Annotated in this window: 22 protein-coding genes and 1 pseudogene; 7 read left to right on the forward strand and 16 right to left on the reverse strand. The window is 69.4% G+C overall.

Annotated elements, in window-relative coordinates; genetic code table 11:
• Window positions 1-193: 193 nt before the first annotated feature.
• A complete protein-coding gene (locus tag ACH4E7_RS41045; RefSeq protein ID WP_099897249.1) occupies window positions 194-397 on the reverse strand; it encodes a cold-shock protein in 204 nt (67 codons plus the stop codon).
• Window positions 398-912: 515 nt separating this feature from the next.
• On the opposite strand from ACH4E7_RS41045, the gene ACH4E7_RS41050 reads away from it, so the two are divergent.
• The 3 genes from ACH4E7_RS41050 to ACH4E7_RS41060 all read left to right on the forward strand — a co-directional run bounded on the left by ACH4E7_RS41050 (window position 913) and on the right by ACH4E7_RS41060 (window position 2,231).
• Window positions 913-1,140, forward strand: coding sequence for a hypothetical protein (locus ACH4E7_RS41050; RefSeq protein WP_396254320.1), 228 nt, complete (start codon window positions 913-915; stop codon window positions 1,138-1,140).
• 228 nt (window positions 1,141-1,368) lie between these two features.
• Window positions 1,369-1,773 (forward strand): hypothetical protein, encoded by a 405-nt coding sequence (locus ACH4E7_RS41055; RefSeq protein WP_396254321.1) that lies wholly within the window; start codon window positions 1,369-1,371, stop codon window positions 1,771-1,773.
• Between the two features lie 95 nt (window positions 1,774-1,868).
• A complete protein-coding gene (locus ACH4E7_RS41060) occupies window positions 1,869-2,231 on the forward strand; it encodes a hypothetical protein (RefSeq protein WP_380456230.1) in 363 nt (120 codons plus the stop codon).
• A 382-nt stretch (window positions 2,232-2,613) separates the two neighbouring features.
• On the opposite strand, the gene ACH4E7_RS41065 is transcribed toward ACH4E7_RS41060, so the two are convergent.
• Window positions 2,614-2,895 carry a MerR family transcriptional regulator gene (locus tag ACH4E7_RS41065; RefSeq protein WP_396254338.1) on the reverse strand — a complete coding sequence of 94 codons (282 nt, stop codon included), beginning with the start codon at window positions 2,893-2,895 and terminating at the stop codon, window positions 2,614-2,616.
• 717 nt (window positions 2,896-3,612) lie between these two features.
• On the opposite strand from ACH4E7_RS41065, the gene ACH4E7_RS41070 reads away from it, so the two are divergent.
• Window positions 3,613-3,807: a hypothetical protein gene (locus ACH4E7_RS41070; RefSeq protein WP_396254322.1), complete on the forward strand. Its 195-nt coding sequence runs from the start codon at window positions 3,613-3,615 to the stop codon at window positions 3,805-3,807.
• A gap of 40 nt (window positions 3,808-3,847) precedes the next feature.
• On the opposite strand, the gene ACH4E7_RS41075 is transcribed toward ACH4E7_RS41070, so the two are convergent.
• From ACH4E7_RS41075 to ACH4E7_RS41085, 3 genes are all read right to left on the reverse strand, one after another.
• A complete protein-coding gene (locus ACH4E7_RS41075) occupies window positions 3,848-4,141 on the reverse strand; it encodes an STAS domain-containing protein (RefSeq protein ID WP_396254323.1) in 294 nt (97 codons plus the stop codon).
• Window positions 4,142-4,266: 125 nt separating this feature from the next.
• Window positions 4,267-4,701: an Hsp20/alpha crystallin family protein gene (locus ACH4E7_RS41080; RefSeq protein WP_280682217.1), complete on the reverse strand. Its 435-nt coding sequence runs from the start codon at window positions 4,699-4,701 to the stop codon at window positions 4,267-4,269.
• A gap of 66 nt (window positions 4,702-4,767) precedes the next feature.
• Complete coding sequence (locus ACH4E7_RS41085; RefSeq protein WP_396254324.1) at window positions 4,768-5,184, reverse strand: hypothetical protein; 417 nt, start codon at window positions 5,182-5,184, stop codon at window positions 4,768-4,770.
• Window positions 5,185-5,363: 179 nt separating this feature from the next.
• Between ACH4E7_RS41085 and ACH4E7_RS41090 the strand changes: the two genes are divergently transcribed.
• On the forward strand, window positions 5,364-5,666 hold the full coding sequence (locus tag ACH4E7_RS41090; protein WP_396254325.1) for a tyrosine-type recombinase/integrase: 303 nt from the start codon (window positions 5,364-5,366) through the stop codon (window positions 5,664-5,666).
• Between the two features lie 498 nt (window positions 5,667-6,164).
• Here the strand turns inward: ACH4E7_RS41090 and ACH4E7_RS41095 are convergent, their stop codons facing one another.
• Complete coding sequence (locus ACH4E7_RS41095; RefSeq protein ID WP_396254326.1) at window positions 6,165-7,844, reverse strand: serine/threonine-protein kinase; 1,680 nt, start codon at window positions 7,842-7,844, stop codon at window positions 6,165-6,167.
• 67 nt (window positions 7,845-7,911) lie between these two features.
• Entirely contained in the window at window positions 7,912-9,651 is a 1,740-nt protein-coding gene (locus ACH4E7_RS41100; protein WP_396254327.1) for an alpha/beta hydrolase, read from the reverse strand.
• A gap of 217 nt (window positions 9,652-9,868) precedes the next feature.
• Here ACH4E7_RS41100 and ACH4E7_RS41105 point away from each other — a divergent pair, with 217 nt between their 5' ends.
• Together ACH4E7_RS41105 and ACH4E7_RS41110 are read left to right on the forward strand one after the other, a co-directional pair.
• Window positions 9,869-10,555, forward strand: a complete 687-nt coding sequence (locus tag ACH4E7_RS41105) for a response regulator transcription factor (protein ID WP_396254328.1) — start codon at window positions 9,869-9,871, stop codon at window positions 10,553-10,555.
• Window positions 10,552-11,808 (forward strand): sensor histidine kinase, encoded by a 1,257-nt coding sequence (locus ACH4E7_RS41110; protein ID WP_396254329.1) that lies wholly within the window; start codon window positions 10,552-10,554, stop codon window positions 11,806-11,808. Before ACH4E7_RS41105 ends, ACH4E7_RS41110 begins: the two co-directional genes overlap by 4 nt.
• A 921-nt stretch (window positions 11,809-12,729) precedes the next feature.
• On the opposite strand, the gene ACH4E7_RS41115 is transcribed toward ACH4E7_RS41110, so the two are convergent.
• The 9 genes and pseudogenes from ACH4E7_RS41115 to ACH4E7_RS41155 form a co-directional block, all read right to left on the reverse strand.
• Window positions 12,730-12,924 carry a hypothetical protein gene (locus ACH4E7_RS41115; protein ID WP_396254330.1) on the reverse strand — a complete coding sequence of 65 codons (195 nt, stop codon included), beginning with the start codon at window positions 12,922-12,924 and terminating at the stop codon, window positions 12,730-12,732.
• 69 nt (window positions 12,925-12,993) lie between these two features.
• Window positions 12,994-13,488 (reverse strand): hypothetical protein, encoded by a 495-nt coding sequence (locus ACH4E7_RS41120; protein ID WP_396254331.1) that lies wholly within the window; start codon window positions 13,486-13,488, stop codon window positions 12,994-12,996.
• A gap of 628 nt (window positions 13,489-14,116) precedes the next feature.
• Window positions 14,117-14,524, reverse strand: a complete 408-nt coding sequence (locus ACH4E7_RS41125; protein ID WP_396254332.1) for a thiol-disulfide oxidoreductase DCC family protein — start codon at window positions 14,522-14,524, stop codon at window positions 14,117-14,119.
• 30 nt (window positions 14,525-14,554) lie between these two features.
• On the reverse strand, window positions 14,555-15,688 hold the full coding sequence (locus ACH4E7_RS41130; protein ID WP_396254333.1) for an HTTM domain-containing protein: 1,134 nt from the start codon (window positions 15,686-15,688) through the stop codon (window positions 14,555-14,557).
• Window positions 15,678-16,424 (reverse strand): DUF5819 family protein, encoded by a 747-nt coding sequence (locus tag ACH4E7_RS41135; RefSeq protein ID WP_396254334.1) that lies wholly within the window; start codon window positions 16,422-16,424, stop codon window positions 15,678-15,680. Before ACH4E7_RS41135 ends, ACH4E7_RS41130 begins: the two co-directional genes overlap by 11 nt.
• Before the next feature lie 240 nt (window positions 16,425-16,664).
• A complete protein-coding gene (locus ACH4E7_RS41140; RefSeq protein WP_396254335.1) occupies window positions 16,665-17,807 on the reverse strand; it encodes an ice-binding family protein in 1,143 nt (380 codons plus the stop codon).
• A gap of 298 nt (window positions 17,808-18,105) precedes the next feature.
• A pseudogene (locus ACH4E7_RS41145) lies at window positions 18,106-18,456 on the reverse strand (IS701 family transposase); the annotation flags it as partial.
• 145 nt (window positions 18,457-18,601) lie between these two features.
• Window positions 18,602-19,843 carry a S8 family serine peptidase gene (locus tag ACH4E7_RS41150; protein ID WP_396254336.1) on the reverse strand — a complete coding sequence of 414 codons (1,242 nt, stop codon included), beginning with the start codon at window positions 19,841-19,843 and terminating at the stop codon, window positions 18,602-18,604.
• Window positions 19,844-20,102: 259 nt separating this feature from the next.
• A partial coding sequence (locus ACH4E7_RS41155; protein WP_396254337.1) for a transposase occupies window positions 20,103-20,683 on the reverse strand: 581 nt, incomplete at its 5' end.

Consider the following 20,683-nt stretch of genomic DNA (forward strand, 5'->3'; position numbering starts at 1 on the left):
TGAGCTGTCACGGCAGGGCCGCGATCCGGACGCGGCGCTGTGCGTCTCGCGTGGGGATGGCCGCCGGTCGCGGAGCCAGGGGGCCAGAAACAGCCGGGGAAGCGCGTCGTGGCGCAATGCCGAGGGGCCCGCACCGGGCATCATGTACGCGGTGCGGGCCCCTCGCTGCTAGGCGGGTGCCATGGCAGAAAAACTACAGCGGACGAATGTTCTCGGCCTGCGGGCCCTTCTGGCCCTGCGTGACGTCGAACTCGACCTTCTGGCCCTCGAGCAGCTCACGGAAGCCGTTGGCGTTGATGTTCGAGTAGTGGGCGAAGACGTCAGCGCCGCCACCATCCTGCTCGATGAAGCCGAAGCCCTTTTCCGCGTTGAACCACTTCACAGTGCCATTAGCCATAAAGAAATCTCCTTCAAGGGGCTGTCCGAAGCACGCACAGCGCGCGCTTCGAGTCGCCGCGATGAGCACCCACCCGGGGAAGAGCCGGGAAACAAAAATGTGCCTGCGAAACACCAGCAGGCGCACACAAAGTTCATGGGAACCACTACTGCAACTAAAACGACTCTAGCAGGCCCAGGCCCGCCGCGGGCGGATATTCCACCCCGGTCCTGCAGAGCCCCTTCCCCGGGACCGCCGGGCGCGGGGCAACAGGCCCGTCAACACGCATGAATGGCAGCCCGGTTGGGCATGGATCCCGCCTCCTGGGCACCGACCACTCGCTCCCCCAGGAGGGCGAGTCGCGCGGGAGCCGAGCACCCGCCCCCGCCGCGACAGGCCCGTGAAAGCGACGCACCACGCCCACCGGCGCCATCCGGGGGCGCGCTGGACGGCTTGCGCGAAATTCCTGTCGTAGCTCCGAAATCGAGTGCGCCGAGAAGTCCCGCTCCCGCGATTTTCGGCGCATACTGCAGGGAATGACGAAATCTGCAGCAGTCCGCCGTGTCCTGCCCACCAGCCCCTTCAAGGCCCGGATCGAACCACCGCGCAAGCACTTCGCCGTCGGCGACCGCGTCACCCACGACACCTACGGCCTCGGTCGGGCCATCGGCGTCGAAGGCGACAGCGACATCGCGGTACTCGTCGACTTCGGATCGCGGCGGGAACGCATCACCCAGCCCTACACCGCGATGTTCAAACTCTGACCCAGGACGCACGCGGTTCTCCGCCGAGTGCGCCGCGCACGGCGCGGACCCTGCGGTACGCCCCTGGCCCGTCGGGTCGGCGCACCGTCCACGGGACGCGCACCCTGGCCGGGTCGAACGGGAACCCGACGCTCCGGCCACGTAGCCTCACCGGCAATGGCCGGAAGGGCATATGACGAGTCGTCACTGATGGGCGGGTGCGGGCTGGGCAGGCGATAAACTCTGCGCGTGGATGACAAACATCTGTTTGAGTCCGTCTGTGCGATGCTCTCCCACCGGGGTTTCGAGCCGACACCGTCGCAGGCGGCCGGGCTCTTCGCCCGGCCGCGTCCGGGGGGCGGCCTGGTGCTGGGGTGGAGCCCGGGCCAGGACCTGATCGGACCGACCCTCCACTCCTGCCCGCATCCCGCCGACGCCGCCGGGCGCACCGAGTTCCGCGGCGTCCGCGGCGCGCTGATGCTGGCCTTGGCGGAGGTCATCGGCTCCGCGGGCTTCACCGTCACCACCCTCGGAGCCGACCTGCTCGTCACCGCCGGCCCGCATGATCCTGGCGATGCCCCGGCCCTCACGGCCGCCGCCACCTGCCCTGCACCGCGGCGCAGCCGATCGGCGTGTCAGGTCACCGTCACGTAGCGCCCGGCCGTGCAGCAGGCGCAAGGCCCGTGGCCGCCATGGCCGCTGCCCCGGGCCTGTAGGCGCCGCGGAGGCCGTGTCCTATTCTGGGGGGCATGTCGAACCCTGACGGGCTGCTCGTCGACATCGCCGCGATGGTCGAGTCCGAGCACAGCAATCAGATGTCCCTGACCGTGGTGGTCCCCGGCGCCGTGATCACCGGCAGGCTCGCGCCGGTGACCCTGTGGTTGGAGCGGGTCGCGGAGGTCCTCCAGGCCTCGGAGCACCTGAAGCCCTTCGCCGCTCTCTTCGCCCCGCCCGCCGACGGCCCGCCCGCGCGGCCCACTCATCTGCATCTCCACCGGGCGAAGATCCTGCAGGGCGACTTCGGGCTGCCCCACACCGGCGGCATGTACCGCATCGCCATCGAGGACGTCAGCAGCTGGACGGTCGGGGACCTCAGCTACTCCGATTCCTGAGAACCACCGCAGGCCCAAGTGGCCGCCTGGCCTGGCGCCCTACGTCCCCGCAACAAGGAGTCGCTGAGCCTTGAGTGGGGTGTCGTGACGGCTGGTCCGGGTGGGACCGCTGACGGCCCTGGCCGCAGAGGCGAAGGGCACAGCGGGCGGAAGGCACCGGCGCCCCGGGCGGTGCCGCCCTCTCTTAGCGGACCATCCCGAGCACCTGGCCGGCGGGGTCCAGCCCGGCCGCGCCCTCCAGCCGCCACGTCTTGTGCCGCGCCGCGGGGTTGCCGTACGGGGCGACGGCCGGAGCGTGCGGCGCGAGGCCGTCCCCCTGTCCGGCCTCTGCGGCGGGCGGCCGTACGGCTGGAAGGGGCTGTGGGCCAGGTTGCCGGTCCGGTCAGGTGTCCGTGGTGGGCTCCTGGTGGTGTCGGGTGCGGCGGAGTTGTTCGTTGATGCGCAGGGCTTCTTCGAGTTGGTCTTCGAGGATGACGATGCGGCAGGCGGCTTCGATGGGGGTGCCCTGGTCGACGAGGTCGCGGGCGCGCATGGCGATGCGTAGTTGGTAGCGGGAGTAGCGGCGGTGGCCGCCGTCGGAGCGTAGGGGGGTGATGAGGCGGTGTTCGCCGAGGGCTCGTAGGAAGCCGGGGGTGGTGCCGGTCATCTCGGCGGCGCGGCCCATGGTGTAGGCGGGGTAGTCGTCGTCGTCGAGCTTGTCGGGTGTATCGGGGCTGGCCGTTGTAGTCACTGCACCTCTCTGGTTCTCGAGGAGAACGCGTCGAGGGGCCCCGGGGCCGTGTCGGCTCCGGGGCCCCGAAGGGGAACAACACCATCTACCGGCCTGGGCCGGTCCTGTTACTTCCGCACTGCCCCTGGAGAGGGGTGTGCGGGGATCGCGAATGCGTGACCGGAAACCACCGTCCTTGCCTTGGGGTCTGCGGTGTCCGCCCGGGTGAGTGTTCACGGGCCGGGCGATCCTGATGGCGCTTGCGCCCTCCGTTCATCCTCTGTACTGAACTGTCACTTTCGTACTGCTGGTACCGCACTCACTGAACTGCGTACTGCTGGTCGGTGGCCGTGACGGCCCACCCGATCTGGCAGCCCGGGCCCCGTCGCCGTCCTGCACCTGCCTGGCTTCGGAACTCCACTGCCGGACCGAACCGCGAACTTCTGTCCAACAACCCCGGCCAGTTCGTGTCTGGCCGGTATCGCCGACTGCTGTCTACGAGAGAAACGTTAGACCCACCCACGGGCAATGTCTACTCCGGCGCGCATAGATTTTGCGGCGCCCGCGAGTGAGGTAGCCTTCCGCTGCGCGGCGGCGGCAACCCCCCGAGCCGCCGCCGCGCGCCCGAGGAAACGAGCGACACCCCGCTTGGAGGCGGCAGTGGAACACCTGGTGCCCACAGCACCAGAGACAGCCCGCAACGGACAGGCGGATCTGATCGAGGCGATCACCGGGGCCGTGCGCGACGGCGACAACCGAACTGTCCGCCGACTGCTGGACCGCTTCGCCGAACTGGCCACCATCGCCGACCTGTACGCCTTGCGCGACGCCCTCGACACCGCCCGCCCATCTGGTGCCCACGGGTAGAGGTGACTCCTGCCGGAACGCACTAGCGGACGGTGCCCGGTCAGGGCTCGACGGTCAGGCGCCGGTGCAGGCCGGTGAGTTTGAGCAGCCGGACCACGCACTCCCCCGCCCCGCGCAGGACCAGACGGGCGCCGAAGCGGTCGGCCTGGTTGAGGGCCTGGACGAGGGTGCTCAGGCCCGCGCAGTCCATGAACGTCACCTCCGACAGGTCGAGCACCACCTCCCGGTACGACTCGAGCGCGGCGTGCAGAGCACGGCGCAGTGAGGGGGCGGTGTCGAGGTCGATCTCGCCGCCGGCCCTCACCACGAAGGGCACCTGGACCTGATCGCGCATGGTGGTCTCTCGCTGTCGGCCCGTGGTGTGCCGGGGACCGCGGGGCCGGGCGGGTCGTCCGGCTGGGGTGGCCGTCCCGCAGGGCCCGGGGGTTGGCGGTGCGGGACAGCGGTCCGTGGGGCCGGTCAGGCCTGGATCTGCTTGCGGTCGCCGCTGTGGCTGATGGCGATCTTGCGGGGCTTGGCCTTTTCGGCGACCGGGATCTTCAGGGTCAGTACGCCGGCGTCGTAGTCGGCGCTGATCCCGGCGGGGTCGAGGGTGTCGGAGAGCATGACCTGGCGGGAGAACACGCCGAGCGGGCGCTCGGACAGCTCCCACTTCACATTGTCGCCCTCGTGGCGGGGGCGGCGTTCGGCCTTGACGGTCAGCATGTTCCGTTCGACGTCGATGTCGATCGCCTGCGGGTCCACCCCGGGCAGGTCGAAGCAGATCACGTACTCGTCGCCGACACGGCAGGCGTCCAGCGGCATCGGGGCCGGCCGGGACCAGGTGCCGTTCGTGCCCAGGAACTGCTGGGTCAACCGGTCCAGTTCGCGGAACGGGTCAGTGCGCATCAGCATCGCGAAACACCTCCACTGATCGATGGGAGCCAGTGCGCTTCACCTGAAACTGTACTAGCATGTCATCTATCCGATGACAAATCCCTGAGTCACCAAAGAAGTGACACCAATGGGCAGACGGCCCGACCCGCCGGCCACCGGAGGCAGCCCGCCCAGGTAGCCGGCGACGGTCAGGGCCTCGTCCACCGCGATGCCGGTGCGCTCGGCCAGCAGGAAGTTCTGCAGGGCGGTCAGGGCCGTGCTCTGGTCGGGGAAGCCGCCGCGGCGCCGGGTCTCGCGCTTGCCGGCCGGGGAGGGCAGGTCCACGGCGTAGGCCCAGGCGCCGTGGTCGGGCTGGGTGTTCAGTTTCGGGCAGCGGGCGCCGTACTGGCGGCCGAGACCTACAACGACATCTACGCCGACATCTTCGAGGTCATCCTCGGCACCGGCATGCGCCGCGGCGAGGTCCTGGGCCTGCACTGGCCCGACATCCACTTCCAGCAACGCATCCTGTTCGTCCGCTGGACCCTGACCTCGGTAAACAACAGCCGCCTGCACCTGCAAGCACCCAAAACCCGCGCCAGCCGCAACTGGATCAGCCTCTCCCCCGCGTCACCGCCGCACTACGCCGCCAAGCCACCCGCCACCGCAGCACACACCCCGACCGGCCGCACCTGCAGGGCATGGTCTTCACCCGCCCCGACGGCAAACCCATCAACCCCGAACGCCTCCTGCACACCCTGCACCGGCGCTCAGCCGAGATCGGCCTGCCCAAGATCGGCCTTCACGACCTCAGGCACACCGCCGCCACCATCATGATCAGCTCCCAGGTGCCGCTCGCCGTCGTCTCCAAGACCCTGCGGCACTCCACCCTGGCCACCACCGTCAACATCTACGGCCACCTGCTCCCCCAAGCCGCCCGCGAAGCCGTCACCGCCCTCGCCGACGCACTCGACCACGCAGACCTCCCCCGCGAGATCAACTGACAGGCAGTCAGGCAGCGTGATCACCCCGCGCTCACCCCAACCGCAAACCGCGAGGCCGGAGCGTCGGAAGCGACCACTCTGCGACCACACACCCCCGGAACGCGAGCGAGGGCGGGCACCTGATTTCCCAAGTGGCCGCCCTCACAACCGACTTCACAGTCGGGACGACAGGATTTGAACCTGCGACCCCTTGGCCCCCAGCCGCGTGCCCGCAACCCCGCCTTCCTCCACCGAGGCCAAGTGGTTCACCGCCGACCCCGACCCTGACTTCCCGCCGTCGGCTCCCGCACCCGACCGCACCCCTGATCCGGCGGATAGGTGCGCGGACATCACCCCGGAATACGCCGCCGCGTGCCCGGATGAAGCCCGGCTCCTCGGCGGCCGCGCAATTGACGACCGGGACAGTGGAGCCGTCTCAGGACGGGAGACTCCTCATCGCACACGCCCGCCGCGTTCGCGGCTCATGTTCCAGCGACGGCCGCCGGATGGGAGCGGAGGTCAGCTGTCGCTGCGGTAGTGGTCCATCGAGACCTTCACCGGGCCGTTGCCGGTCACGGAGATGACCCGCACGATCGCTATGGCGTGAGTGCTTCTCGATCGCACGCAGAAGGCTCGGCCGGCCGACAGGTCACTGAAGTCGAGGGCCGTCGCCGGATGCCGGTCGATGGCCGTCGAGCAATCGGCCGGGGTTGGCCGCCCGCTGGGGGTGATGGCGGCGTCGCTTCCCGTCGGGATCAGGAACTCGTTGGCGTTGTGCCCTACGGACCACTCGGTGGACTGCGCGGGGATCAACTTGCCGGTCTCGATGTCGAAGTCGTAGGAGTCGTCGGGTGCGGTCAGGATTGCATCGGTGTACGCCGCGGTGTACGTGGCCGGGCTCGCCGGGTCGGTCGGCCTCGGGCCGTCGGCCGCCGGTGCCGGCGTGTCCGGGCCGGTGTCACCGGCCGTCGGGCTGTCGCCGGCCAATCCCGTGGCTGCGAGGATCCGGTCGAGCTTGTGGGACAGGAGCACGCCGCCGACCGTGCCGCCGAGAGCCACCACCAACGCCGACAGCAGCAGTACCGTCTTCCAGGTCGCGCCCTTGCGGCAGGGCTTGCCCACCGCGGGTATCGCGGGAGCCGCGACGGTCGGCAGTGGGGGCGGAAGCAGAGCGGTCGGCACCTCGGGCAGGGGCTGCGCAGCGCCGTAGGAGCCGGGCGGGGCCTGGACGGCAACGACGTCGGGGGAGAACGCGGTGGCCAAGTCCTGCGGCAGGTCGGAGCGGCGAGTGATGTCGGTGCTGACCTGAGTGGGCAGCCAGTCGTCGGCGAAGCGCAGCCCGCCGCCCGCAGCGGGGTGGCTGCGGGCGGCCTCGATGATCTCGGCGGGGGTCGGCCGGTCTTCGGGCTGCTTGGCCAGGCAGCGCAGCAGCAGCGCGTGCAGGTCGCCCGGGACACGGCCGAGATCCGGCTGCTCGTTCACCACCCGGTACAGCACTGTGGTCTCCGGTCCCTCGCCGAACGGCTGGGTGCCGCCGGCGGTGTACGCCGCCAGCGAGCCCAGCGCGAAGACGTCCGTCGCGGGCGTGGCCGGCTGGCCCAGGGCCTGCTCGGGCGCCATGAAGGCGGGCGAACCGATCCGGAAACCGGTGCCGGTCAGCGCGACGGCGTCGGCCGCGCGGGCGATGCCGAAGTCGATCACGCGCGGACCGTCGGCCGCGAGCAGCACGTTGGCGGGCTTGAGATCCCGGTGCACCACCGCAGCGCCGTGGATCGCCTGCAGCGCCTCCGCGATCCCGCCCATCAGCAGCAGGACCGTGCGCACCGGTAGCGCACCGTGTTCCCGGACCACCTGTTGCAGCGACGGGCCCGGAACGTACGCGGTGGCCAGCCACGGCACGTCGTCGTCCGCGCCGGAGTCGATCACCTGGGCGGTGTACAGCCCATGGATCCGCCGGGCGTTGGTGACCTCCTGTGCGAAGCGCCACCGGAACTCCGTGTCCTGCGCGAACTCCGGCCGGACCGTCTTGAGGGCCACCGGCCGTCCACCGGGGGTGTAGGACAGGTAGACCCGCCCCATGCCGCCTGCCCCGAGCCGGGCGTGCAACCGGTAGCCGCCTACTTCGGCCGGATCGTCGGGCTGCAGGGGCTGGAAGAGTGTTGACGCGGGCAAGGAGTCCAGGGACATGTCGATGGGCATGTGGAAGGTCTCCAGTGGTGCGAGCTGTGAGCGGGGGCGAGGGTGGGGCGACGGGAGTGCCGGCCGTTCAGCAGGCCGTCCCGCTCGGAACCGGCTTGAGGTCGATGAGGTAGGCGTCCACGGCATTGGTGATGCAGGCGTTGCCGCGGCCGTAGGCGGTGTGGCCGGACCCCTTGAAGGTGAGCAGCATGCCGCCGGGCAGTTGGGCGGCGAGGCCCTGCGACCACTGGTAGGGCGTGGCCGGGTCGCCGGTGGTGCCGACGACCAGGGCCGGGGGCAGGCCTTCGGCGTTCACGCGGTGCGGCTGCTGCCGCCCGGCGGGCCAGTCCTTGCAGGTGAGTTCGGCGAGCACGGCGGAGGTACCGAACACTCCGGCCTCCTGGTTGGCGCGCTCCAGCAGGTCCCAGTAGGGCTGCGGGTCCCTCGGGTGTGGCTGGTCGAGGCAGTTGACGGCGGTGATGGCGACGGAGGAGTTGCCGGGGGCCTGCTCCGGGGCGGTGTTCGGGTCGGATCCGGTGTCGGAGCTGTCGCCCTGGGCGGACCGGACGTGCGTGGCGGATTTGCCGGATATACCGGGGCTGGCGATCTCGGCGAGTTTCGTCCCGTCGCCGCCCCGCGCGGCGCGCAGCGCCTCGGACAGGTCCTGCCACTGGGACTCGGGTGAGTACATCGACTTGGTGAGGGCGGCGAGCAGCATGTTCTGGTCGAGCCGCTCGGTGGTGCCCTTGATACGCAGCGGGTGCTTGGCCGTCCGCCGGTGCAGGTCGGTGATCACCTTGTGGATGCCGTCCGGGGTGGTGGCGGGGCAGGCGTCGTGGACCACGGTGGCGCACTTCTGAGCATAGTCGTCCACCGACTTCCGGAAGGCTTTGCCCTGCTGGAGGGCGGCCTCGGACCAGTCGAGTGAGGGGTCGACGGCGCCGTCGAGGACGAGCGCGCGGACCCGGTGCGGGAACAGTTCGCCGTAGACGGTGCCGAGGTAGGTGCCGTAGGACCAGCCGAGGTAGCTGAGCTTCTCGTCGCCGAGGGCCGAGCGCAGCACGTCCATGTCGCGGGCCGCGTCCAGTGTCCCGACGTGCGGCAGGATAGCTCCGCTGCGGGCCTTGCAGGAGGCGACCTGCTTCTCGGCGTCCGCGAGCGCGGCGCTGCGTTCGGCACCGGTCTTCGGATACGCACTCGTCGAGGCGGAGTCGGATTCGGGCTGGTCCTGGTCGGCGGAGTCGGAGGAGCCGCAGTCGATGGCCGGCTTGCTGCCGGCCACGCCCCGCGGGTCGAAGCCGACGATGTCGAAGCGGGCGCGCGCCCGTTCGCTGAAGGAGGAGAGGCCGCCGGACTTCAGTTGCTCGACCCCGGATTCGCCCGGTCCGCCGGGGTTGAAGACCAGGGAGCCCATGCGCTGGGCGGGGTCCGCCGTGACGGACCTGGCCAGCGGCAGGGTGAAGGTCTGGCCGGTCTCCGGGTGCGCGTAGTCCACCGGGACGGTCAACGTGGCGCACTGCAGCTCGCCGCACGTGGTCCAGGTCGGCTTCTGCCGGTAGAAGGTCTGCAAAGCGCTCTGCTGCGCGGAATCGGTCGGCGCCGTGTCGGCGTCCTCCGCCGCCGTGTCCCCGGACGCCGGGATGCATCCGGCAAGTGCCGTGACGCCGAGTGCGGCCAGGGCCAGGATCAGGCCGGCACGCTTGCTCATCGGGTGCTTCATGGGGGTACTCCAGAGGGACTTGGCAGGGTTGTTGCGCACGGCGCCCGCGGTGGTCAGCGGCACCGGCACCACCTCGGCGGCCCGGGGCGGCTGGGCCGAGGGCTCCATCCGCCGGGCCGGTGGCGGTCCCCGGGCGCGTGGGGGATCGCGCCCGGGGGTGTCTCACGGCGCCGCGTGCCGGTCCGCCCACGTATCTCCCGGGCGAACGGCCGCGCTGCTCGGCTCCTGCCGGTTCGCTCCGCTGTGACCTCACAGATGATTGCCGGGCGAAGCTGAGGATTTGATGAGGGCGGCCCGAGCCGCACATCGGGCTATCCTGACCGCCGTGCGAGTACTGGTGGCCGAAGACGACGATGACCTGCGGTTTGCCGTGTCCGCAGCACTGCGCAGCGAGGGGCTGGCCGTCGACGAGGTGGCCGATCTGCCGGCCGCCGACGAGGCGTTGTTCGTCACCGAATACGACTGCGCGGTGTTCGACCGGATGCTGCCCTCCGGGGACGCCGTCGAGTACGTGCGCGAGCTGCGCCGAGCCGGGCGGACCGTCCCGGTGCTGTTCCTCACCGCCCGGGACACGGTCGCCGACCGGGTCGAGGGGTTCGCCGTCGGCGGCGACGACTACCTGGTCAAGCCGTTCGCGGTGCCCGAGCTGGCGGCCCGGGTGCACAGCCTGTGCCGACGGGCGGCCACCGTCCGGCCCCCGGTGCAGCACATCGCCGACCTGGAGATCGACACCGCCCGCCGCCAGGTGCACCGGGACGGCGTGCTGTTGATGCTGACCCGCAAGGAGTTCGCCGTACTGGAGTTGCTCGCGGCCCGGGCGGACCAGGCCGTACCCCGCGCCGACCTGATCGAGAAATGCTGGGACGAGATGACCGAGCCGAACTCCAACGTCGTCGAGGTGCTGGTCTCCCAGCTGCGCCGCAAGCTCGGCGACCCGCCGCTGATCCACACGGTCCGCGGCGTGGGCTACCGACTGGCGCCGCCCGGCAGCGGCGACGGCGGCCGAGGATGACGGCCGCGGCCCGGATCCGGCGGCTGCGCCGGCGACTCACCGCACTGTTCGCTCTCACCAGCGCGATCGGACTGATCGGGCTGGCGGCGTTCGCCATCCACACCGACGACAAATCCTGGAACGACCGGCTCGACGACGCGCTCACCCTGCAGACCCGCCAGGCGACCCTGCTCCTGAGCTTCGACGACGACGGCCGGCTCGACGCGCAGTACCTGCAGGACGGGATGGAGACCGACTGCCCGCCGGTGACCGTGGTGACCGGTACGACCGACCAGCCCACCGTCTCCTACACCCCGCGCAAGCCCTGCGTCCGGGCCCACACCGAGGACCTGGAAGCGGTGGCCGCGGAAGCAATGCGAGAGGGATCGGCCGTCGTGGCCGACGCACGCAGCGACAACGGCCACCGGATCCGGCTAGTCGCCGAGCCCTACGCGGGAGCCAATGGCCAGTCGACGGCCGGCGCGGTGGTCGCAGCCGACGACACCACCGGCGACCGGGCCGCGCACCGCAAACTGGCTCTGCTCCTGGTGGCCGGCTGTGCGGTCCTGGTCGCCCTGTCCGCCGTGGCCGGGCACCTGCTCTCCGGGCGGGCGATCCGGCCGGCGCTGACAGCGCTGCAACAACAGGAGGAGTTCCTCGCCGACGCCGCCCACGACCTGCGCACACCCACCGCATCGCTACGCGGCCTCGCGGAGACCGCGCTGCGCGACGACGAGCACCGCACCGCCGCGCTCGAACGGACCGTGCGCCTGGCGTCCCGGATGGGCGACCTGATCGACGGCCTGCTCACCCGGGCCCGGCTGATGGCCGGTGTCGGCACCATGGCCAGCCAGCCGCTACGCCTGGACCAGCTCGTCGAGGTGGTCGTCGACGACATCGAAACCGGCGAGCACCACGTGAGCGTCCACACCGAACCGGTCGTCGTGGTCGCCGATCCCGACCTGCTCCGGCGGGCGGTGGCCAACCTGCTCGGCAACGCGCTCCTCCACGGCCATGCCCCGGGCCTGCCCGCAGAAGTCGACGTCACCGTGGCCGCCGACGGAACGGTGACCATCGACGACGCCGGACCCGGCATCCCCCCGGCTATCGCCGACTCCCTCTTCCAGCGCTTCCACAGCGGCTCCGGCTCCACCGGCCTCGGGCTGTCCATCGCCTCCTGGGTCGCCCACGCCCACAGCGGCACCCTCGACGTCGGCACCAACCCGCGCGGCGGCGCCCGCTTCACCCTCCGCCTCCCACCCCGGACGAAGTAGGCCAACCCCCGGCGATGCGCACGCCCACGATCGGTGGGCCGCCCCATCGACATGAGTGTGCGGTGCCGCTCGAGAAGCCGGGCCGCAGCGGCAGCCTGCCGCACGGGGCGGCCAATGGACGAACGCGACTGGAACCGCTGCCCTGTTGGACAGTTGTCACGACTGGAGCCCTGTCCGTCCGGGCATACCGTCGATACCGCCGCTGGCGGGTCCGGCTGAGACTCCCCCACGAGCACAACCGGACCCCTGGCCGGCGGCCGGGCCTGGACGCGACTCCCCCCACGGAGCAGCAACCGGGCCCTCATACTGTCCAACCAGCGACACGCAGCGTACATGCCATCTCCACGGAGCGCTACCGCGCACCCGGAGCCCGATCCCCTGGCCTCCGAGAAGCCCACGAGGGTGCGCGACGACGTCGTTGGGGTGTACCGGCTCTCACGTCCCCTGGCCACGATGCCCTCGACGCCGACGTCCACAAGGCCCTCGTACCAGCGCAGTGCCTGGTCGCGGTCGCAGTTGGCCATCATGGCCTGCACCTGCGAGTCCGCGCCCTGGCCCGCGGCCGGACGGCCCGTTGCCGAGCTCAGCAGCCGGTAGGGCGATCGGCTGCGGCACGCCGCCCGGTCGGCAGGTGCGGGTCGTCCACGACCAGGGGGCTGCGCTGTGACCGACTCGGGCCGCCGACCAGGCGGCCGTCGATGTACAGCGGAGCCCGGCCGGGTGCGCCCTTGTCGTGGGCGATGTCGGGGGCGCCGGCTGGCAAGCGCCAGCACCGTGCGGATGGTGATCCGCAGGAAGCGCAGCAGCCTCCGCCTTCACCCACACCCAACTCGCCGCCGGACGCGGCCAGGTCACCGTCCACCGCCGCCTCGCCACGCTCTCCAGCGCCCTCGGCGACGCCGTCCGCCACCGCCGGCTCCCCTACAACCCGGCCCGCCCCACAGTCATCCCGAGACCCGCAGCGGGAAGCGCCACATCTGGACCGCGCCGGATGCGATCCGCTTCCTCGACTGCTGCCACGCCACAGACCGTGCCTTCGCCGACCTCATCGAGGTCCTCATCGGCACCGGCATCCGCAAAGGCGAAGCCCTCGGCCTGCACTGGAACGACGTCCACCTACCCGAACGTGTCCTCTACATCCGCTACACGCTCTCCGCCATCGACGACAACCGCCTGATCATCACCTCACCGAAGACCCGCTCCAGCAAAGCCTGGGTCGCCATATCCCCTCGCGTCGCCATCGCGCTGCACCACCGCGCCGAAGGCCTCGGTGAAGTAGCCGGCGTTGTCCCGGATCAGGTATCGGATGCCGACGGTGCGCACGTCGTCCAGGGTCATCAGGAGGTTGCGGGCCTGCTGGGCCGCCCATTCGGAGGTGACGTTGCTGGTGACGCCGGCGATGTGCACCCGCCGGGTGCCGTGTTCGATGAAGAACAGGACGAACAGCCGCCTGAGGAACACGGTGTCCACGTGGAGGACGTCGACGGCGAGGATCCCTTGGGCCTGGGCGGCGAGGAACCGGGACCAGGAGCGGTTGGCGCGCTTGGGCGCCGGATCGATGCCGGCCTTCTTCAAGATCTCCCAGACGGTGGAGGCGGCGACCTTCCAGCCCAGGGTGCGCAGTTCACCGTGGATCCTGCGATACCCCCAGGTGTCGTTCTCTCGGGCCAGGCGCAGCACCAGGGCGCGCAGCGCCCTCGGGCTTGGCCGGACGGCCTGGACGGCGCGCAGGGTAGGTCCGCCTCCGCGCGACCAGCCTGGCGTGCCAGAGCAACACAGTGCGTGGACTGACCGGCAGCTTCAAGCCCGCGCGATGACGCTTACCCAGGAGTCGGAGCAGGGCGGCGAGCGCGGCGCGATCCCCACGAGTGAAGACAGGCCTGGGACTGCTGCGCTACGAGGACGGCCAGCTGGTGCCGCAGCACGAGTATCTCGACGTCCTTGGCCATGGAGGACCGCGCCAGCAGACGCAGCCAGCCGAGCAAGAGGCACCCGGATCGGTAGACCAGACGGAACGTCACGATTCCCGATCGTGCGTCGACGGGCTCGCGAACACCCTCGACGTGACCACAACGTGACCCTGAAGCCGCAGCCCAACGTAGGTGACAGGGTTGCCGGCACCCACAGGCTCAGGCGGCGCGGCGGGTGATGATGCTGTAGACGGATGCCCGGTCCTTGACGAGGGACTCTGAGAAGCTCACCGCCATCTCCCGGAGTTCCTCGATCAAGCCGGTGACCCAGCCCGGTCCGAGGACAGCGATCTCAAGGCACTCCCCGCGAAGGGCCAATGTGTTCGTGCCGGGGTGACTCAGGGCCGGGGCAGGGCGCAGGAGACCGTCCTGCCGCGCATGTGCCGCCTGTTCTTCGCCACCAGGGCGTAGACCTGACGGGCGCAGGTTCGCACGCCGGGCAGACCGGCTGCGGCGGCTGCCAGTTGGTACCGGCGGGCCGATGAGGATCCGACGAATCGAGCCAACGCGTCTGCCCCGCCCGCGCGGACCGCGCCGTTGTGAAAGAGGAGCACCTCCCGGTCCAGCCGCGCCAGGTGCGGGGCGGTGAGCCGCTCCGGCAGAACCTGCCACGGTACGGCTTCGATCTGCGGACCGGCCAGCCGGCGGATCCGATCGATCACGACTTGGCAGAAGCCGCAGTCCCCGTCATACGCCAGCACCGGTTCTATGCTGGCGGCCGCGCCGCTCATCTCGTCTCCGTCCACGGCTGGAGCAGTTCCTCGCACATCTTGGCCTCAGCCGGCCGATCCGGGCTGCGCCGGTACGACTGGGCTCTCCCTCCGGGACGGTTCCCCTGCTCCCGCGGCAGCTGCCCGTTGAAAGGTGCGCCGCCACAGTTGTCCCAGGAATGTGTAGAAGCGGTCCGGCAGGAATACGGCATCAGCGACGATCATGGCTCCGGAGAAGAGCGGAAGACCCATCAGAACGGCAATGCCCACGTGCATCCCGAGCAGCATTGTCAGGACGATGTACTTCAGCCTGCCGAACAGCACGAACGGGAAGGCCACCTGCAACAGCACCGTCATGTAGGTGGTGACGGCGATCAGGATGGGGTGGCTGTCCACCATGAGTGACAACGCGGGCCAGGGCCGGAACAGGTCGAGGTTCATGACGTAGTGGAGGGCAGTCCCGTTTTCCCAGGAGCCGCCCTGCGCCTTGTACAAGCCTGCGGATCCGTAGACGATGCAGACCTGAGCCGCGATGACGACCATGGCACAGTTGTGCAGCACAGTGCTCAATAGCTTGCGTGTGACGCTGAGTTGAAACCAGAAGCTGGGCGTTCTCGGACCTGCCACCGAGTGCTCTGCCTTGCTTGGGGCCGCGAGGCGTGTCCTCCGCGCGTCGAGGGACCAGCGGCGGCCGCAAGCAGTCAAGGAGAGGTACATGGCCATGAGGAGGATGAGGTTGTCTCCCCCGTCCGTCATGAAGATGGCCCGCGCATGGAACGAGGTCACCACGACCGCGAACAGGATCGACACCATCCTGGTTCGCCAGCCCAGGGCGAACAGTACGGACGTGACGACAGCCGTCGCATAGCAGATCTCGAAGTACGCCTGACTGTCAGATAGGGTAAGAATGCTGAACCAGCCGGTCTGATCGAACAGTTGCCTCGCCAGGGCGGGCGTCCACGGCGAACCAGGACCCCAGATCTCGTCGCGGTGCGGGAACTCCCTCAGCAGGAAGGCCAGGTAGAGCAGGCCGTACCCGATGCGCAGCACTGCCGCCGCGTACAGGGACATCGGTCGATCGGTCACGGCGCTGCTGAGCGCGCCGATTCGGCGGAACATCCGTTGGCTGTCTGCGTCACCGTTCGGCAGGGCCGTGTGGCGCGGAGGGAGCGTCGGAACTGGAGCCTGCTCAGTTTCCATTGGATTCCACCTTCCACCAGGGCAGATACCTGGTGTCGACCGAGGCTGGTGCAGCCGGGCGCGGACCGCCCGGCGTGGTGGGCGCCGCGATGGGCGTAGTAATCACCCGCAACTGGACGGCCTCATACGTAACGTTCTGATGGACGGCGAGTCGCTCCACCGCAATATTGCGAAGGTATGTCCGCAACATCACAGCCCGCTCGGAATGCGGCTGGTCGTCGCTTCCATACGCTTCGAGATAAGCGATCCAGGATCGACGCAGCATGTTCTGCGTTGTATGACTCGGGAAGACGTTGTGCTCGACGTCGGAGTCGTCGACGGCGGTCAGGTCGAACCAGTCACTGACCTCACGGTTACCATCCGCTGAGGTCCGCTCGGTTCTCACGGAAATCTGCCGGGTCACGGACTCCGGGTCCGGTGCGAACAGTCGCCAGTTCTGCTCGAACAACGGGAAGATCCACGCATTGAGCTGCCTGTCGTAGTACTGGGACAGTTGGTTCGAGGGAGCCACATACAGAAATACCAGAAACACGTGGACGAGGGACGTTGCCAGGCACAGAGCCACAGCGACGACCGCGGCCGCCCCCAACGGGCGCGACAGTCCTGACAGGCCGGCAAGCTGCTCGCCGGGCTCCGTGACGGACGGCTGGGCGCCCTGCACTGCGTCAACGGGAATGCCATCGTCGGCCGGTTGGCGGCGCGCTTCCTTCGTCCTCACGGACTCTGTGCCGCCCATCGCACGACTGGGCCCCGTCCTTACCACTGTGCCTGCTCCCTCGACTCTGCATGCCTTGAACGTCTTGGGGCGCGCGACAGGATCCATAACGATCCGCCGCGCGCCACCAGTCCTGCGTTCCTCAAGCGGGCTGCCGCCTCGGGGCAGCCCCCGAAGGCCGGACGCCCGAGCCGCATTCACGCGCGAGGGCCTCTGCTCATGGCCCGCCTGTCGTGGTGCCCACCTGGCTTCCTGAATCAGCTACGAGTTCATGGGCTCGCCCCACTTGTCGTCGCACGGAGAACACCCGTGCTCGCCATGGTCGCCGTGCTCGCCATGGTCGTCGTGGTCGCCGTGCTCGCCGTGCTCGCCGTGGTCGCCGTGCTCGCCGTGCTCGCCGTGCTCGCCATGGTCGCCATGGTCGCCATGGTCGCCGTGCTCGCCATGGTTCCCGCCCGTGGTAGCGCCGGTGATGCCACCCGCCGTGGTACTACCAGTGGTGTTGCCGGCGACCGCGCCACCCAGGAGGCCGCTTGTCGTGCCACCAGTTGTCAGCACACCGCCGAGCACACCGCCGAGGAGACCGCCCGTGGTGCTGCCAGTGGTACCGGCAGTGGTGGTACCGACAGTGGTGGTACCGACAGTTGTACCGCCAGTGGTGGTCGCTGGGCAGCTGGGCAGGGTGATCCGGTTGGTGTCCAGCGTCACGGAGCCGTTGCGGGCCAGCGCGCGGCCGTCGATGCTCGCGCTGGTTTTAAGCCCGATCGAGGTCAGTGCCAGGATGTTGCCCACGAAGGTGGTGTTGGTGCCCAGCGTGGCAGAACTTCCGATCTGCCAGTAGACGTTGCACGGCGCAGCACCGTTGATCAGGAGCACACGGCTGGCGGATGCCGTCGTCAGGGTCGATCCGACCTGGAAGACCCAGACGGCGTTGGGATTGCCCTGCGCGTCAAGCGTGAGGGTGCCCGTGAGGTCGATGGAAGACGAGGCGGTATAGACACCCGGAACAAGCGTCAGGCCACCGAGGTCTCCAGGGGAGGTGAGGGTGACATTCGTGGCCTGGCTCGCGGCGTTGTTGTACGCCGTGGTCAGATCGGTCTGGGCCTGAAGCGCGACCGCATCCGCCTGGTGAATGGCCCCGCTCACCAAGCCAGGCGGAAACCCGGTGATTGACGAACCCGGCCTCACTCCGAGGTCTCCGGTGATGGCGGAGGGACCGGTGTTGGTGACGGACTGGCCACCCAGAACCGCGAAGCTGCTCGCCGTCCCCAAAGGAACGGCCGTGGCAATGGCATGAGCCGGCAGCAGCGATGTCGTGATTGCGGCAGCGACGATGAACACGACCGTCGCGACCCAAGTCGAAATTGCGCGCCAGTTAAGCGCACCAGAGATGTTCAGTGTCATCTAAAGGCCTATTTCTTTGGGGAAATATGGCAGGTTCGCGATCGTCGATCTCTGACGACCTGACACCCCCTTCCCGTCGACAGGAATCGTAGATTTCGACGACCCATCCCTCATTCTCCCAGGGAAGAGGTTCGGCTTTATATTAGCCGACATCAAAGATCTACACGCGATCCATGCGAGTGATTTCCGAATGAATTGCCACTTATGATCACATAATCAAATAGATATGCTTGGCGATCGCCCTCCGTCCAGTTACACCGAGTCGACAACGGCCTAATACTCCAGCTGTAGATCTTGATCACGGTTGTTGCACGGCCTGTCGCCAGTAGTGGCTGGTATGGGCGCGGGCTTGGTGTCGTCGGCGCCATTCTGACCAGCGGAGTCGGTGCGCCAGGTCGCGGACGCGCTGGGCGATGAACGCTGCGAAGAGCCGTTGGATCTCGCTGTACGTCAGCGGGACGAGCCCTGACGGTGTCGTCGCGGCGGCTCGTTCGATGGCGGCCGTGACCGCGAGGAAGGCGTGCGCGAGCATGGCCAGGGTGGTCCAGCGGTGCCAGGAGGTCCACCGGCGGACCTGGTGCTCGTCCAGCCCGGCCAGGCCCTTGGCAGCCTGGAAGGTCTCCTCCACGGTCCAGCGGCGTGCGGCCACGGCCGTCTCGGCGTGGCCGTTGCCGGGGTGGGTCGGCAGGTAAAGCAGGCTGCAGGTGTCGCGTCTGACGCCTGTAGCCCGCCTCACCCGGCCGGTGAGCGGAGCACGCGTGTGGCCCCGGTCACCGTCGCACGTCTTTCCCAGCTCAGCTTCCCGATCCGGCGGTGCCGTGCCACTCGTGCCAGGGGTCTCGCAGTCCGGCGACGCCGTCGGGGGTGCCGATGCCGGTGGGGGCGTCGTATCCCGGCCTCGCGGAGAAGGCCCCGGCGCTGCCGGTGGTGATGTCGAAGAAGTCCTGCGGGCGGGCGTAGGGGTAGGAGTTGGGGAAGGTGCCGGGGGCGGGGTTGCCGGCCAGCGCGTACATCCCGGCGACGAGCGGGGTGGCGACGCTGGTGCCGCCCGCGATCACCCAGCCGGTAGCGCCGAAGGGTGTGGGGTCTGTGTCGTACACCGCCGGGCCGGTGGCGATGTCCGCTACCGCGGAGACGTCGGCGATGGTGCGGTTGTTGGGGCAGATGGTGTCGTGCTGGAAGGCGGGCTTGGGTTCGAAGAGAGAGCAGCCGCATCCGGTGCCGTTCCAGGCGCTTTCGACGAAGCCGCGCCGGTTATGCGCACGGGTCAGCGTGGTTCCGCCCACGGCGGTGACATAGGGGGATGCGGCCGGATACTGCGTCTGGCCTCCGGTGTCGCCCGAGCTGAAGGTGAAGGCGACACCAGGGTTGTTGCTGAAGTGGAAGTCAAAGCTGCCCTCGAACGAGGCCTCGGGCAGGGTCCAGCTGTTGGAGACGAACTTCGCGCCCTGGGCGACGGCTTGGTCGACCCCGGCGAACAGGTCCGGGGGGAAGGCGCTGTCGTCCTCGACGACCAGGATGTGGCAGTCCGGGCAGGCGGCGCTCACCATGTCCACGTCGATGGACTCCTCGAACGACCACTCCGGGACGACGGTGGTCGGCAGGGTGCTGCCGCCGCGCTGGTTGACCACGCGGAGGCAGCCGCTGGCCGTGGTGCACGGCGGAAGGTGGAACTGGCGGCGGTAGACGGCCAGGTCGCTCTCCAGGCTGGGCTTGTGGTAGGCCACGTTGATCGCCACCGTCCGGCCCCTGCCGTGCTGGCCGAACAGGTTGTAGGCGCGGCGGAGGTCGAGGGGGCTGAGGCCGGGCGGCTGCTGCTTCGGCGGGACGGACGCAAGCGGCGGCAGGTCGGTGCGGACCCAGGCCGTGCAGGACGCCTGGAGAGGATCGGACGACTGAGAGCAGGCGCGCACGCCGGTCGGCGGATGGTGGCCGACGGGCGAGCCGTGGGCCTGAGCGGCTGCTGGCACGATGGCCAGGCCTACCAGCGCGACGGCTGCGGCCAGCAACGATCGGATCGGACGGACACCGCGCATGACACTCCTCCGGGGCCGGACGGCGGCCCCTTCCGCTCGGGCGGGCTCGCGCCGCCGGACACTCGGGTCCGCGGCCTCACCCGTCCCGTCGCGGCGTCGCCACCGGTCCGCGTCACCCGTCACGGCAACGGCCGCACGGCCCACTGTCGGAACGCGAACACTCCAGCGGCCCGAACGCCACCTGAACACCCGTCGGACGGCGCACCAAATCCACCCGTACAGCAGAACGCTGCCCGATCTTGGTGGCTAATTCCAACTGCTATGCAGCTAGGGATAGCTGGAGTCTGGCGAGGTGGCTGTGGCTGACTCGGTCGAGGGGGTGGCCGTTCCACCAGGAGTGGAGGCGGATGAGGTTGAGGGCGGTCGCGCTGGTGGTGTGGTCGAGATGGGTCTTGGCCAGGCCGCGGTAGCGGGCGCGACGGAGTCCGGTGGTGTGAGTGGCCTGGCGGATGGTGCCCTCGACACCGGCGCGCAGAGCGTAGTCCCGGTTCCAGTCCTTGGTCTGCCGACGGGTGCGGGCTTCTTGGACGGCCTCGGTCAGCTCACGGGCGTAGAGGCTGAGCTGGCGGCGGTTTTTGCGGGAACTGGTGCATTGCTCCTTGAAGCGGCAGGGAATGCAGTCGAGGGCGGCGAAGGTGACGACGGTCTTGGGCACCCCGTTTTGGATGTTCGGTGTCCAGGTGGCACTGGTCTTCCCGGCGGGGCAGACGGCCTGCCGGTTGTCCCAGTCGATGGTGAAGTCGTCGGCGGCGAACCCTTCTTGGGCTTTGGCTTGGCGGGAGGTGTCGAGCAGGACCGGAGTGATCAGGGCGACGCCGTAGGTCTTGGCCGAGCCCACGA

The organism is Kitasatospora sp. NPDC018058 (assembly GCF_044327205.1).
Taxonomy (GTDB): Bacteria; Actinomycetota; Actinomycetes; order Streptomycetales; family Streptomycetaceae; genus Kitasatospora.